The following is a 13,529-nucleotide window of genomic DNA, read 5'->3' on the forward strand; positions in this document are numbered from 1 at the left end:
TTTTCATATAAAAATTATAACTTGTTTATTATTAAAACAAAGGCCAAGTTGAAACATGCTAAGTCAACTATTTCAAAAACCGTCCCAAATGATGGTAGGAATTGATATTGGATCACACTCTATTAAGGCTGTGCTTTTACGTGAAATTGAAACTGGATTTCGACTCGAAGCACTTGCAATTGAGCCGATGCCAAAAGGCGCAATGAGTGAGCGCACAATTCAAGATATTGAAGCGATTGGTAACGTAATTACAAAATTAAGAAAAAAATTACCAAAGTCGTTAAAATCTGCAGCAGTGGCTGTTTCTGGCCAAACAGTCATTACAAAAGTGATCTTCATGGATGTATCGTTAACTGATGCTGAACTTGAGTCGCAAATTGAAATTGAAGCCGATAGTTTAATTCCATATCCTCTTGATGAAGTGAGCCTCGACTTTGAGAAGCTTTCGACGAATGAGGCCGATCCTAGTAAAATGAATGTTTTGCTTTCAGCTGCTCGTACTGAGAGTGTAGAAGCGCGTGTTGGCGCTTTAGAAGCTGCAAATTTAGAAGCTAAAATAGTTGATGTAGAAAGCTATGCATTAAGTCGTGCAATGGATGTGTATTACCAGCAATTACCTAGCGACGCATTTAATAAATGTGTGGCTGTGGTTGATATTGGTGCGGTTTTAATGCTCGTGAGCGTTGTTCAAGCTGGGGAAACAATTTATACACGAGACCAAGTTTTTGGTGGCGACCAATATACAAATAGTATTGTTGCTTATTATAATAAAGGATTTGATGAAGCTGAAATTGGTAAAACATCAGGTGATTTACCGCCAAACTACACCTTTGAAGTATTAGCCCCTTTTCAAACTTCGTTACTCCAACAAGTGCGACGCGCGGTGCAAATGTTTTTAACAACCAGTGGCAAAGAGCAAATCGACTATATTGTATTAACGGGTGGTACATCGATGATTAAAGGTATTGACCGATTACTCATTGAAGAACTAGGTATTCACTCTGTCGTTGCTGAGCCTTTTGAAAATATGGAAATTTCTCCAAAAGTAGATCGTAATGTAATGCAGCGTCACAAAACGCAGTTTGCAATTGCGACAGGGTTGGCATTAAGGAGCTTTTCAACATGCCACATATAAATCTACTTCCTTGGCGTGAATCGCAGCGCGAAGAATCGAAAAAGAAATTTGTAACTATACTTATTGGTGTCGTTATACTTTGTTTTGCGAGTATGTACTTATTAAGCTCTTTTTATAGTGCATTAAAAGACGGTCAAAACTTAAAGAATAACTATTTAAGCTCAGAAATTAGCATGCTAGATAAAAAAATAAGTGAAATTAGAAGTTTAGATAAAAGAAAAGAAAACTTACAACAGCGTATGAGGCTCATTGAAGAATTACAAAGCAGCCGTAATTTGGGTACGCAAATAATGGATGAAGTTGCCAAAATAGTGCCGGGTGGGGTTTACTTAACAAAACTCGAGCGCAGAGGCAGCCAAATACATGTATTGGGACGTAGTGAATCTAATAACCGTTTATCAACAATGCTGCGCCAAGTACAAAGCTCATATTTACTAGAGAATCCTTCAATGCAAGGCATTGTTGCAGGCGATCAATCTTCGCGTTTACTTAGTGATTTTAATATGGAATTTTATGTAAAACCATTTGATAAAATTGGTGAGGTTAGCGATGAGCCTTGATTTTAAAGCACTGAGTGAAATTGATTGGAATGAAATAGAGCTTGATAACATTGGCGATTGGCCTATTGCAGTTAAAGCAATTTGCTGTACGTTTGTTGCCGGACTTGTATTGTTTTTTAGTTATAGCCTATTAGTTTCTGATGAAATTGATAGTTACCACAGTGCAGTTGCGAAAGAGGTCGAGTTACGCACAACTTATCGCACTAAATACGCAGTCGCGAGTAAGCTTGAGATCTACCGTCAACAAATGATTGAAATGGAAGATAAGTTTTCACAATTATTAAAACGTTTACCTACCTCTAACGAAACCCCTGGTTTACTTGATGATTTGTCGTATGTTGGCACAACAAGTGGTCTGACTTTTTTAAAAATAGGTTGGTTACCAGAAGTCGAGAAAGAATTTTATACTGAATTACCGATTAAAATAGAAGTGATAGGGACCTACCATGAATTTGGTGAGTTTGTGGGTAAAGTAGCTCAGTTACCACGAATTGTAAGCTTACATGACTTTTCTATTTTATCATCGGGCGATAAACAGTTAACATTTAGTGTTGTTGCAAAAACATATCGCTATGAAGAAGGGGTTAAAAAATGAAGCTCCTTCGCGTAGTACCTGTAGTAATGGTGTTTGTTTTGAGTGGTTGTAATGATGATACGTCTGAGCAAAAAGAATTTATTGATCAAGTAAAAGCAAGCACAACACCAAAGGTTGAATCAATTCCTGAGCTGACAAAGTTTGAAATATTTGAGTACAGTGCTGGTCAGCTACGTAGCCCGTTTGTAGCGCCTCAGCCTGAGATAATCCAAAATAAATTAACGCAAGTAAAAAACTGTTTGCACCCAGATCAAGAGCGTCGCCGCGAACCGTTAGAAAAATACCCGCTAGATAACTTAGCAATGAAAGGCACAATTGGTTCTAGTGGACAAATATGGGCATTAATAACAGCAGCTGACGCTACTTTGCATCGTGTAACGGTAGGGAATTACCTTGGTAGTTATGATGGCAAAGTAAAAACAGTAAGTAACGACTATATAGAGTTAGTGGAATTAATCCCTGATGGGTCTGGCTGTTGGAAAGAGCGCTTGACTAAATTAGAAATGTTAGAGGCGGCAACAGATGGCGCAAATTAATAATAAAAAAGGTAAAAATAGCATGCATAAGGATGTACTTTGGCTTCATCGTATTTCACAAACATTACTGGCTGCTGTTGCTTTAGTCACTGTAAATTCAGCCGTTGCAGGGCCGTTACTTTATGATGTTCGTTATAATCCATTACTTAAAGGCGAAACTGAGTTACAGCTTGTTTTTGATGAAGAGTTAACGCTTGAGCCAAAAGTTCAGGTGTTTAATAGCCCAGCCCGAATCGAAATGTTTTTTGATACCGCAGAGTTAGAGGTTGGTTTAAATGATGTTGAAGTTAATCAAGCTGGAATTAGCAGTGTTACTAATGTTTTAACTAACAGTGGTTTAAAGGTAACGGTAAACTTAGATAGATTAAAAATTTATGAAACTGAAGTTCATAACAACTTAGTATCAATACGCGTGTCTGATAATCCTCTTACAGAATCTGAAAATGAAGATGTAGCGATGGACTCAGGTGATGTAAGTGGAAATTACATCAACCGTATCCAATCAATTGATTTTAGACGTGGTGAAAAGGGCGAAGCGAAAGTACTCGTATTTTTACAAGACACTCAAGCTGCAATTGAAGTCCATGAAAGTGGAGGTAAAATTTACGCTGACTTTCATCACACCGATATTTTAGATGACCTACTTTATGAATTAGATGTATTAGATTTTGGTACTGTTGTAAGTAATATCGAGACTTTTAAAGAAGACGGATTAAGTCGTGTCGTTATTGAGCCAAACGCTCAGTTTACATTTACGTACCAGCAAATAGATAATATTTTAACGCTGACGGTAGAAAAAGATGAAACGCAAAACGCCTATTTAGATGGTGGCGTTGAGTATCAAGGTCGCCCTATGACCTTAAATTTTCAAGATATCTCTGTGCGAGCAGCACTACAAATTATTGCGGGCTACAATGACTTTAACTTAGTAACCAGCGATTCAGTAACGGGTAACATAACGCTGCGCTTAGATGGCGTACCGTGGGATCAAGCGCTTGATGTAGTACTGCGTATTAAAGGGCTAGATAAGCGCATGGATGGCTCTATTTTAATGGTAGCACCTGCAGAAGAACTAGCTGCACGTGAAGCTAAAGATTTAAAAGCTAAACAGCAAGTTGAAGACTTAGAGCCTCTGTACAGTGAATACATTCGATTAAACTATGCTAAGGCCGAAGATTTTGCTGATTTATTAAAAACAGATAGAAACAGCATTATAACAGCCCGTGGTAGTGTATCGGTTGATCAGCGTACAAATACCTTATTAGTAAAAGATACGGTAAAGAGTATAGAAAATATCCGCCGCATGATTGAAACACTCGATATTCCAGTACAGCAGGTTGTAATAGAATCTCGTATGGTAACTGTGCGTGATAATGTTACTGAGGACTTAGGCGTACGCTGGGGCTTTAGTGACCAAGGTAGTAGTGTTGGTATTTCAGGCTCACTTGAAGGCGCAGAAGGTATTTATAACGCGACATCAACTTCAAATGCGCCAAGTATTTCAGATCGATTAAATGTAAATTTACCTACATCAAACCCAGCAGCGAGTATTGGCTTACACATAGCAAAACTGGCTAACGGAACGTTAATTGATTTAGAGCTAAGTGCGCTTGAAAAAGAGAACAAAGGTGAGATTATTGCAAGCCCGCGCATTATTGCAGCAAACCAGCAAAAAGCGCGAATAGAGCAAGGTACTGAAATTCCTTACACTGAGTCAGCTTCAAGTGGTGCTACTACCGTAAGCTTTAAAAAAGCGGTACTGAGTTTAGAAGTAACGCCTCATATAACCCCGGATAATAAAGTAATACTAGACTTAGTGATTACTCAAGATACACGTGGTGATACCGTACAAACGGGTACAGGTGAAGCTGTGTCTATTGATACCCAAGAGATCCAAACACAAGTATTAGTTGAGAATGGACAAACCGTAGTACTCGGTGGTATTTTCCAGCAGCAAATCATTAATACTACAAGTAAAGTACCAATTTTAGGTGATATTCCTTATGTAGGAAGACTATTTAAAAGCACAAGTGAGTTTAATGAAAAGCGTGAATTACTTATTTTTGTGACACCAAAAATACAAATTGATTAAAATACAGTGGTTTTATGTTAACCAACGGGTGATTATTTAGATTAATTGCTCGTTATATGGCTTTTTATCCTAATTGACTTGAAATACCCCTGCAATTACTGAGATAATCCCCTCCTTAATTTTGGGGCCAGGTCGTTAGGCGGGGTTTTATTTCAAATTTTAGAGTTTGTTTGTACTAAAAGATATGGCTGAGAAACGTAATATATTTCTAGTTGGCCCCATGGGGGCTGGCAAAAGCACGATTGGTCGTCACATCGCTGACCAATTACACCTTGAATTTGTTGATTCTGATCAAGAAATCGAACGCCGCACAGGTGCAGATATTGCATGGGTATTCGATCTTGAAGGTGAAGAAGGCTTTAGACTTCGAGAAGAGTCTGTTATTGGCGATTTAACCGAGATGCAAGGTATTGTACTTGCTACCGGTGGTGGTTCAGTAATGAGCAAAGAAGTTCGAAACAAGCTTTCGGCTCGAGGTATCGTTGTATACCTAGAGACACCTATAGAGAAGCAAGTTGCACGCACGCAACGCGACAAGCGTCGTCCATTACTGCAAACTGAAGAAGCACCTCGTAACGTACTAGAGCGCTTAGCAGAAGAACGCGAGCCACTATACAAAGAAGTTGCTGATTTTGTTGTACGTACCGATGAGCAAAGCGCTAAAGTTGTTGCTAACCAAATCATCGAGAAATTAGATTTTTAAAAACCAATAATAAAGGAATAGCCAAGCATGCTTAAATTAACTGTTAATTTGGACGAGCGAAGTTATCCTATTTATATTGGGCAATCTGCACTTCAAGATAATGGCCGCCTGGTTCACCACATTGGTGATTGTCGGCCTATCATCATTACTAATGACACAATAGCGCCTTTATATTTGCAAAGGTTACTTGATTCATTAGCTGATCTAAATCCGCTATCTTTTATTATTCCTGACGGTGAGCAATATAAATCACTTGAATGGTTTGAAAAAATATCAGCATTTTTACTACAAAATAACTGTGGCCGAGATACGTGTTTAATTGCGTTAGGTGGCGGTGTTGTAGGTGACCTAACTGGTTTTGTAGCGGCTTGTTATCAGCGCGGCGTACCGTTTATTCAAATACCAACGACAGTGCTTTCACAGGTTGATTCATCGGTAGGTGGAAAAACGGCAGTAAATCATCCGTTAGGTAAAAATATGATAGGGGCATTTTATCAGCCTCAAGCGGTTTTTATTGATACGCAAACATTACACACTCTACCTGCACGAGAGTTTGCAGCAGGTATGGCTGAGGTAATTAAGTATGGTCTGATTTACGATACCGAATTATTTGCCTATTTAGAGCGAAATGTGACTAATTTACAGCAATTAGATGAAGCATGCTTACAGCATATCATTTTTAGATGTTGTGAAATAAAAGCGCTTATAGTTGCTCAAGATGAAAAAGAACACGGCTTACGGGCTTTGTTAAACTTAGGCCATACATTTGCCCATGCAATTGAGGCACAGATGGGTTATGGCGTTTGGTTACACGGCGAAGCTGTTGCAACAGGAATGGTATTAGCAGCTAAACTTGCCAAGACACGCCAAGATTTAAGCGCAGATGAAGTTGATCGAATTATTAAGCTGCTTGAGCTATATAATTTACCAACAGAAATTCCAAAGCAAATGACTAGCGAGCAGTTTTTAACGCATATGCGTAAAGACAAAAAGAATAAAAAAGGCACTATCCGCTTTATTCTACCTACCCAATTTGGCCAGTGTGCATTAGTTGATAATGTATCTGATGATCAAGTTAGAGACTTAATCGAGCAGTAAATGCAGTCACAAATTTTACCAAGCCGTGCGGCTTTGGTGGATAGAATCGCACTGCAATTTGAGTACGGGCAAAATTTAATTGTTTTACTTGGCACTTCTGGGCTAGGTAAAAGTTACATGCTCGAAACCTTCATTACAGATAAATACAACGACTTTAATAAAGCCTTCGTGCAAGTAAGTGCGCAAATGACTGATGCTCAGCTAATGAGTGAGTTATTAGAGCAAAGCTTTAACTCTCCCCTGATTGATCATAACTTAAGTTTACCTGAAAACTATTACCAATTACTGCAGCAGCAACCATGCGGGCCATGTTTATGGGTACTTGATGGCGGTAGGCAATTATCTGATGAGATGTTAATTGAGCTTGAGTTACTTTCTAAAAACAGCCCAAATACGCTATATATTATAATAGCTTCACAGTCCAAACTGGCTTTAAATAACGCTGTTGAAATTTATCTGGAGCCGCTAACGCTTCGAGAAAGCAAGATGTTATTGCAGTGGTACTTTACAGACTTACCCTATGATGAAGACCCTGTATTTAGTACTTTTTTAGCTGAGGCTCATGGTAATCCAAGCTTATTGCTTGCTTGGCAACCTAGTGAGCACATAGCCGATATTATTGTTAAAGACAAAGTGTCTTGGCGATTACACTTATTGATTTTGATGTTGCTGATTATGCTTTTAATTATTGGTCTGCTTTATAAGTCGGATATGACGCAGTGGTGGCAACAGTATTATCAGCAAGAAGAAACACAAGTAATAAATACAGCAATATCTATAGAGCAAGTAAGTGAGCCGGCTATAAAGAAAAATGACTCAATAATTAACTTAAATGAACTTGAAGTAGTTGAGCCAGATATTAAGCCAGAGCGTGTACACATTAATGATGTGCCTGCCATAATGCAAAGCCTTACAGAACCTGCCAACACTGTTAATGTATTAGACAATGATGTTGATGACAGTGCTAAAAACAAAAGCAGTATAGTAAGTGACGTTAAATCTGAAGCTCTAAAAGTAAATACAGCAGAGCAAACTCAGATCAGCCAAGATAATATATGGTACATGCAGCAAATAGATACAAATAGTGTTATTCAATTATTAGCCGTAACTCAGCAGGAAGTTAGCGATAATTTTATTGCTCAATTCAATCTACAGCAGCAAACTCATACTTACCAAACAAAGCGAAATAATAAAATATGGTGGGTTGTTACATTTGGCAGTTTTGAAAGTATAAACGAAGCAAAATCAGCAATGGATACTTTATCTGCTGAGGTTAGAAAAAATAAACCTTTCTATAAAAAAATTAGTAAAATAAAGCAAGAAATAGCACTCGTTGATCAGTAAAACACACTGCTTTAGTGTAAAATCGCGCAACACCAGATTGAAGTAAAGAGCCAATGCAGCAAAAGAGTAGAGCCTTCCTTAAATGGGCCGGCGGAAAATACAGCCTAGTTGAAAATATTAATGCGCGATTAAACCAAGCTAGCAAGCATGCTGATACGTTGGTTGAACCTTTTGTTGGTGCAGGCTCTGTGTTTTTAAATAGTGACTTTAAACACTATATTCTCAATGATATAAATGCAGACTTAATTAACTTATACAAAGAGCTAAAAAGCTCTCCAGATGAGCTGATTAGTGACGCTAAAAAGTTATTTGTAGATTTGAATAATCACGCAGATGCTTATTACGAATATCGTGTGCAGTTTAATCAAAGTCGTGATGTATATGAACGTTCAATATTGTTTTTATACATGAACCGCCATGGTTACAACGGACTCTGTAGGTATAATTTAAAAGGTATTTTTAATGTGCCTTTTGGTAAATATAAAAAGCCTTACTTTCCTGAAAAAGAAATGTATTTTTTTGCTGAAAAAGCACAAAAAGCAACCTTCACCTGTTTAGACTACGATGACGTTTTTAAGTTAGTACCTAACAATGCTGTTATTTATTGCGACCCACCTTATGTACCATTAAGTAAAACGGCTTCGTTTACCTCTTACGCTAAGGGCGGGTTTAATTTAGATGATCAGGCTAATCTGGCTAATCTGGCTGAGAAGGCGGCGTTTGAAAACAACACGCCAGTGCTTATATCTAATCACGATACTGTATGGACTCGAAAAATTTATAGCCAAGCATCACTTGATCAAATACAAGTAAAGCGCACTATCAGCCCCAAAGGTGGCTCTAGAAATAAAGTAGACGAGTTAATGGCTATGTATTTAGCACCCAAGCAACCACTGCATAAATTGCGATAACAAAAGCAATAAATAGTGTAATCGCAATTAAAATAATAGACGTAGGAGAGTGTTGTTTAAAATCAGCTTGGCGTTTATTTTCAGATTGAACACCAAAAAATGCTGCTAGCACACTTTGCAACGCGCTAATAAATTGCAGCATTATTTAAAATAAGGGTTTTAAAGAAGGAGTATTTTTAGAATCATCAGAACTAGTAAGTAGTTCTAGCAAATCGAGGTAATGAAACTGAGCACTACGGCTATCGCCAGTTAACCACGAAAACCACGATGACTCTTCTTCAATTTTAATACACGTAGATAATGTGCTGTTAGCACTTACAGTTTGTGTATTATGGCAATTATTAACCGAGCTTAATTCTTGCTCAGAGCTTGAACCAAAGCTAAACGCCCCGATAAGCAGTAATGCCGACGCAATTAATATCCCAGTTTTAAAAGCACGCATGATGAAATCCAATAATTTGTTACTTTTTTAATCATAGCAAATATTGATTAAAAATCAAACTTAAAGTTACCTGAAATAGGGGCTATTACGCCATATTACTTGGGTAACATCTTCAATTAAGTTACATTAACGCAATACACTATTTATTGATGGAGTTAATCATGTTTAACCCAGAGCAAAAATATTTAATAGCCCCTTCTATTTTGTCTGCTGATTTTGCAAAACTAGGCGAAGATGTTGATAAAGTACTCGAAGCGGGCGCTGACGTGGTTCACTTTGATGTAATGGATAATCACTATGTACCTAATCTCACAATTGGTCCTATGGTGTGTAAAGCACTAAGAGATTACGGCATTACAGCACCTATCGACGTACATTTAATGGTTAAGCCTGTAGATAGCCTTATTCCACTGTTTGCAGAGGCTGGCGCATCAATTATTACTTTTCATCCAGAAGCCAGTGAGCACGTCGATCGTACAATACAGTTAATAAAAGATCACGGCTGTAAAGCAGGCTTAGTGTTTAACCCTGCTACAAGCTTAAGTTATTTGGACCATGTTATTGATAAGCTAGATACCATTTTACTTATGTCGGTTAACCCAGGTTTTGGCGGGCAAAGCTTTATCCCTCATACGCTTGAAAAATTACGCCAAGCTAAGCAACGCATTATTGAATCGGGTCGAGATATTCGCTTAGAGGTTGATGGTGGCATTAAAGTCGATAACATTGCAGCAGCAGCACAAGCAGGCGCTGATATGTTTGTTGCAGGCTCAGCTATTTTTAACCAACCAGATTACAAAGTTGTGATTGATCAAATGCGTGAGCAGCTTGGAAGTGTTAAGTAATGAAATACGATATAGCCTTATTTGATTTAGATGGTACCTTGGTTGATAGCGTTTACGACTTGTATATTGCTATTAACCTAACCTTGAGTGACCTCGCTTTTCCTATTGTTAGCCAACGCTTGGTCGAAAGCTGGGTCGGTAATGGGGTTGAAGTCCTCGTTAAACGCGCTTTGAGTGGTGATATGCAAGTGAGTGAGCATCTAGATGAGTCACTTAGTAGCAAAGCTATTACGCAGTTTTATAAACATTATGAGCAACATGTGGGTGAATATAGTGTGTTGTACCAACATGTAGAAACTGGGCTTGCAGCACTTCGCGGTATGCCCAAAGCATTAGTCACTAATAAGTCTCGTGTGTTTACAGAGAAGTTGCTTGATAAACTAGCACTAGCGAGCCATTTTGATGTGATTGTATGTGGTGACGATATGGCAAAAAAACCATCTCCAGAGCCATTGCTATTTGCCTGTAAAAAGCTAAATGTTGAACCGAATAAAGCAATAATGATAGGTGATTCTAAAAGCGATATACTTGCAGCTAAAGCCGCTAACATAGACGTAATTGCACTTAATTACGGCTATAACCAAGGTGAAAACCTTGCAGATTATAATCCGCAGTACCTATGCGATAACTTCTTAGATATAATACCTGTTCTAACGCAGCGTTAAATATTATTAATTAAGCTAAATAAAGGAAAATCATGAGTAAACCAGTAGTATTAAGTGGCATGCAGCCAACCGGTGGTATGACAATAGGCAACTATGTTGGCGCTATTAACCAGTGGGTTAAGCTACAGGAAGAATGTGATAGCTACTTTATGCTTGCAGATTTGCATGCGATTACGGTACGCCAAGACCCTGAATTACTTCGCGCTCGCGTACTGGATGGAGTTGCGTTATATACAGCATGTGGTATCAATCCGGAAAAATCTGCATTATTTGTACAATCTCAAGTGCCTGAGCATGCTCAACTTGGTTGGGTTTTAAACTGTTATGCGCAAATGGGTGAGCTTAATCGTATGACGCAGTTTAAAGATAAGTCAGCAACGCACGCTAATAATATTAACGTGGGTTTATTTGCTTATCCAGCTCTGCAAGCGGCGGATATTTTATTGTATCAAGCAGATAAAGTACCTGTAGGAGATGATCAAAAGCAGCATTTAGAGCTGACTCGCGATATTGCTACGCGCTTTAATAATGTATATGGCGATATTTTTACGCTACCAGAACCGTATATTCCTGAATTTGGTGCTCGCGTAATGAGCCTACAAGATCCACTTAAAAAGATGTCAAAGTCAGATGAAAACCCAAATGGTTTTATCATGATGCTAGACGAGCCTAAAAAGATTGAGAAAAAACTTAAAAAAGCAGTAACAGACTCAGACGAACAAGCGCGTATCTACTTTGATCGCAAAGAAAAGCCGGGTGTATCAAACTTGCTTACTTTATTAAGCGTTGCAACTAAGCGCTCAATTGAAGACTTAGTGCCAGAATACGAAGATAAAATGTATGGCCATTTGAAGAAAGATACCGCTGATGCTGTTGTAAGCATGATTGAACCTATTCAAGCTCGCTTTAAAGAGATTAGAGAAGATCAATCGCTTCTTAATAACATCATGAAAAAGGGCGCTGAAAAAGCGAGTGCTCGAGCTGAGGTTACATTAAAAGCCGTTTATGATGCAGTTGGATTTATTCCACGCCCATAAGGATAGCTTTACCACTTATGTAAAAATGCCGCTTACTTCAAATAAGCGGCATTTTTTATATAATACTAATTAACATTAAAAAACCAAATATAAATAATAACGACATTGCTTGTTTGTCTGTCTTGTCCATTATTCAGCGTCTTTAGTTGTTATTTTAACGCTCTCTTCAACATCAACTAAAGAAACGCTATAGCCTTTGTTTTCAAGTAATGTGAGTAAACTATCTTGTCCTGCGAGGTGGGCAACTCCAACAAGTACAAACTCATTTTTGTCGTTGTTAAACATGGCTTCTACTTTTGGTAACCAATCATTATTTCTATCTGTAATGATTTGTTTATAGCTATTCGGATCATTTTGCTGCATATCTTCAAGTGCCACTTTATTCAGTGTGTCTGTATCACCTTTGCGCCAGGCAGCTAAAAGTCCTTTAAACATATCGCCATAGTTGTGAAGCTCGGCTAAGTTACGTTTAATGAAATCGTTTTCGTTGCCTTGACCCATTGTTTTAAAAAACTCTAACTGAAATTCCATTGTTTCTAAGTAATTTTTTGTTTTGTTATCTTCAGTCGCTTTTTTAGTAAAGTAAGCATCAACCCCTTCACCCATTAAATTTTGCTTTTGAAGCTCCATCGACATTAAAACAATACTAACCATAGCAGGGCGAAAACCATCTAACTTAGCTAGGTTAGCGCCAAACTCGCTAAGCTTATTTTCAAGTGAAGCCTTAATCTCGGGTTCTAGCTTTTGACTCAACGTTTCGTTATTTGTATACGATAGCGCACCTAACATTTGCATTTGTGCATTGGTGTCGCCTGGGTCAGGTAACGGTGCTTCTAAAATAATTGTATCTGCTTGTTCATAAGCATGGTTAAACTCAGCGGGTAGAGGCATTTCAGCTTTAGGTAGTATGTGAACTGTACCGCCAATAAATAGTGAGTCATTGCCATTACTTACTTGCCATACAGAGCTTTGAGCCTGTGCTGTATTTGCTAAAAGGCTACAACTAAGTAATACGCTAGCAGACACTAATTTTTTTGTGAATTTTTTCATGATCATTCCTTAATATAGCTTTTAATTTGATTTTTTTAGTTCGATAACACATTGCTGAAATATGCAGTTATTGACGATGTTACCTTTGAAAGATTTTTATCAATTTGCGAGTTTATTTTGCTCATTGAAGAGTCAAGCTCAGCTGATATTTTTTCATCTATTGAAGAAAGTAATGTCTGCTTATCAACATTACTTTTTAAAGACTCAGAAGCGTCTATTTTGTTTGTTTTTTGTAGTTTTTGATTAACAGGGTTAATTGCCTCTATGCCTTCACCAATCATACATTTCTCAAAAATATTTTGAATGGTGTCTTGTTTAGCGTCAGCTGCAATAACTGAAGTAGTATTAAAAGCCGTTGCTAGTAGTAAAGCTGGCAGTACTTTTTTCATTGTGTTGTTCATAATTAAACCTTTTATATTTTTGATTGCAGCCAATTTAGAATCACAAATGATTTTTACTAAGCTACTTGTTGATGACGGTTTAAAGAATATCGCTGAATTTATTAAGAGTCGCTTA

The 13,529-nt window shown here is 37.8% G+C and carries 16 protein-coding genes; 12 read left to right on the top strand and 4 right to left on the bottom strand.

Features of this window, described 5'->3' with window-relative positions; translation table 11 throughout:
* Nucleotides 1-55 precede the first annotated feature (55 nt).
* The 9 genes from GQR46_RS07565 to GQR46_RS07605 all read left to right on the top strand — a co-directional run bounded on the left by GQR46_RS07565 (nucleotide 56) and on the right by GQR46_RS07605 (nucleotide 8,974).
* Complete coding sequence (locus GQR46_RS07565) at nucleotides 56-1,135, top strand: pilus assembly protein PilM (RefSeq protein WP_024589891.1); 1,080 nt, start codon at nucleotides 56-58, stop codon at nucleotides 1,133-1,135.
* Nucleotides 1,123-1,695, top strand: coding sequence for a PilN domain-containing protein (locus tag GQR46_RS07570; RefSeq protein ID WP_007586268.1), 573 nt, complete (start codon nucleotides 1,123-1,125; stop codon nucleotides 1,693-1,695). Before GQR46_RS07565 ends, GQR46_RS07570 begins: the two co-directional genes overlap by 13 nt.
* Entirely contained in the window at nucleotides 1,685-2,290 is a 606-nt protein-coding gene (locus GQR46_RS07575) for a type 4a pilus biogenesis protein PilO (protein WP_007586270.1), read from the top strand. The genes GQR46_RS07570 and GQR46_RS07575 overlap by 11 nt, the downstream gene beginning before the upstream one ends.
* Entirely contained in the window at nucleotides 2,287-2,826 is a 540-nt protein-coding gene (locus tag GQR46_RS07580; RefSeq protein WP_007586272.1) for a pilus assembly protein PilP, read from the top strand. The genes GQR46_RS07575 and GQR46_RS07580 overlap by 4 nt, the downstream gene beginning before the upstream one ends.
* Nucleotides 2,813-4,918 carry a type IV pilus secretin PilQ family protein gene (locus tag GQR46_RS07585; RefSeq protein ID WP_165740601.1) on the top strand — a complete coding sequence of 702 codons (2,106 nt, stop codon included), beginning with the start codon at nucleotides 2,813-2,815 and terminating at the stop codon, nucleotides 4,916-4,918. The genes GQR46_RS07580 and GQR46_RS07585 overlap by 14 nt, the downstream gene beginning before the upstream one ends.
* A gap of 184 nt (nucleotides 4,919-5,102) precedes the next feature.
* A complete protein-coding gene (gene aroK, locus GQR46_RS07590; protein WP_004589350.1) occupies nucleotides 5,103-5,621 on the top strand; it encodes a shikimate kinase AroK in 519 nt (172 codons plus the stop codon).
* Nucleotides 5,622-5,648: 27 nt separating this feature from the next.
* Nucleotides 5,649-6,719 carry a 3-dehydroquinate synthase gene (gene aroB, locus GQR46_RS07595; RefSeq protein WP_010553793.1) on the top strand — a complete coding sequence of 357 codons (1,071 nt, stop codon included), beginning with the start codon at nucleotides 5,649-5,651 and terminating at the stop codon, nucleotides 6,717-6,719.
* The gene (locus tag GQR46_RS07600) at nucleotides 6,720-8,063 is read left to right on the top strand and encodes an AAA family ATPase (protein ID WP_165740602.1); all 1,344 of its coding nucleotides are present in this window, start codon (nucleotides 6,720-6,722) and stop codon (nucleotides 8,061-8,063) included.
* Nucleotides 8,064-8,116: 53 nt separating this feature from the next.
* Nucleotides 8,117-8,974 carry a Dam family site-specific DNA-(adenine-N6)-methyltransferase gene (locus GQR46_RS07605; protein WP_165740603.1) on the top strand — a complete coding sequence of 286 codons (858 nt, stop codon included), beginning with the start codon at nucleotides 8,117-8,119 and terminating at the stop codon, nucleotides 8,972-8,974.
* Here GQR46_RS07605 and GQR46_RS07610 read toward each other — a convergent pair.
* Together GQR46_RS07610 and GQR46_RS07615 are read right to left on the bottom strand one after the other, a co-directional pair.
* Nucleotides 8,931-9,116, bottom strand: a complete 186-nt coding sequence (locus GQR46_RS07610) for a DUF2970 domain-containing protein (protein WP_165740604.1) — start codon at nucleotides 9,114-9,116, stop codon at nucleotides 8,931-8,933. The two genes, GQR46_RS07605 and GQR46_RS07610, sit on opposite strands and share 44 nt — an antisense overlap.
* Before the next feature lie 3 nt (nucleotides 9,117-9,119).
* On the bottom strand, nucleotides 9,120-9,416 hold the full coding sequence (locus GQR46_RS07615) for a hypothetical protein (protein ID WP_165740605.1): 297 nt from the start codon (nucleotides 9,414-9,416) through the stop codon (nucleotides 9,120-9,122).
* Nucleotides 9,417-9,577: 161 nt separating this feature from the next.
* Here GQR46_RS07615 and rpe point away from each other — a divergent pair, with 161 nt between their 5' ends.
* From rpe to trpS, 3 genes are read left to right on the top strand one after another with little or no spacing between them, the layout of a single operon-like run.
* The gene (rpe, locus tag GQR46_RS07620; RefSeq protein ID WP_007586288.1) at nucleotides 9,578-10,261 is read left to right on the top strand and encodes a ribulose-phosphate 3-epimerase; all 684 of its coding nucleotides are present in this window, start codon (nucleotides 9,578-9,580) and stop codon (nucleotides 10,259-10,261) included.
* Nucleotides 10,261-10,926 carry a phosphoglycolate phosphatase gene (locus GQR46_RS07625; RefSeq protein WP_165740606.1) on the top strand — a complete coding sequence of 222 codons (666 nt, stop codon included), beginning with the start codon at nucleotides 10,261-10,263 and terminating at the stop codon, nucleotides 10,924-10,926. The genes rpe and GQR46_RS07625 overlap by 1 nt, the downstream gene beginning before the upstream one ends.
* A 32-nt stretch (nucleotides 10,927-10,958) precedes the next feature.
* Complete coding sequence (gene trpS / locus GQR46_RS07630) at nucleotides 10,959-11,963, top strand: tryptophan--tRNA ligase (protein WP_165740607.1); 1,005 nt, start codon at nucleotides 10,959-10,961, stop codon at nucleotides 11,961-11,963.
* A 129-nt stretch (nucleotides 11,964-12,092) separates the two neighbouring features.
* On the opposite strand, the gene GQR46_RS07635 is transcribed toward trpS, so the two are convergent.
* Together GQR46_RS07635 and GQR46_RS07640 are read right to left on the bottom strand one after the other, a co-directional pair.
* Nucleotides 12,093-13,013, bottom strand: a complete 921-nt coding sequence (locus GQR46_RS07635; RefSeq protein ID WP_165740608.1) for a TraB/GumN family protein — start codon at nucleotides 13,011-13,013, stop codon at nucleotides 12,093-12,095.
* A gap of 35 nt (nucleotides 13,014-13,048) precedes the next feature.
* Nucleotides 13,049-13,529, bottom strand: a 481-nt coding sequence (locus GQR46_RS07640; protein ID WP_240922896.1) for a hypothetical protein, incomplete at its 5' end; no start/stop codon positions are given.

The sequence above is a fragment of the Pseudoalteromonas sp. Z1A6 genome (assembly GCF_011378745.1).
Classification (GTDB): Bacteria; Pseudomonadota; Gammaproteobacteria; order Enterobacterales; family Alteromonadaceae; genus Pseudoalteromonas; species Pseudoalteromonas arctica.

Coding starts and splice junctions, on each gene's coding strand:
- GQR46_RS07565 (WP_024589891.1), top strand. CDS start 56: ATGCTAAGTCAACTATTTCAAAAACCGTCCCAAATGATGGTAGGAATT.
- GQR46_RS07570 (WP_007586268.1), top strand. CDS start 1,123: ATGCCACATATAAATCTACTTCCTTGGCGTGAATCGCAGCGCGAAGAA.
- GQR46_RS07575 (WP_007586270.1), top strand. CDS start 1,685: ATGAGCCTTGATTTTAAAGCACTGAGTGAAATTGATTGGAATGAAATA.
- GQR46_RS07580 (WP_007586272.1), top strand. CDS start 2,287: ATGAAGCTCCTTCGCGTAGTACCTGTAGTAATGGTGTTTGTTTTGAGT.
- GQR46_RS07585 (WP_165740601.1), top strand. CDS start 2,813: ATGGCGCAAATTAATAATAAAAAAGGTAAAAATAGCATGCATAAGGAT.
- aroK (WP_004589350.1), top strand. CDS start 5,103: ATGGCTGAGAAACGTAATATATTTCTAGTTGGCCCCATGGGGGCTGGC.
- aroB (WP_010553793.1), top strand. CDS start 5,649: ATGCTTAAATTAACTGTTAATTTGGACGAGCGAAGTTATCCTATTTAT.
- GQR46_RS07600 (WP_165740602.1), top strand. CDS start 6,720: ATGCAGTCACAAATTTTACCAAGCCGTGCGGCTTTGGTGGATAGAATC.
- GQR46_RS07605 (WP_165740603.1), top strand. CDS start 8,117: ATGCAGCAAAAGAGTAGAGCCTTCCTTAAATGGGCCGGCGGAAAATAC.
- GQR46_RS07610 (WP_165740604.1), bottom strand. CDS start 9,116: ATGCTGCAATTTATTAGCGCGTTGCAAAGTGTGCTAGCAGCATTTTTT.
- GQR46_RS07615 (WP_165740605.1), bottom strand. CDS start 9,416: ATGCGTGCTTTTAAAACTGGGATATTAATTGCGTCGGCATTACTGCTT.
- rpe (WP_007586288.1), top strand. CDS start 9,578: ATGTTTAACCCAGAGCAAAAATATTTAATAGCCCCTTCTATTTTGTCT.
- GQR46_RS07625 (WP_165740606.1), top strand. CDS start 10,261: ATGAAATACGATATAGCCTTATTTGATTTAGATGGTACCTTGGTTGAT.
- trpS (WP_165740607.1), top strand. CDS start 10,959: ATGAGTAAACCAGTAGTATTAAGTGGCATGCAGCCAACCGGTGGTATG.
- GQR46_RS07635 (WP_165740608.1), bottom strand. CDS start 13,013: ATGAAAAAATTCACAAAAAAATTAGTGTCTGCTAGCGTATTACTTAGT.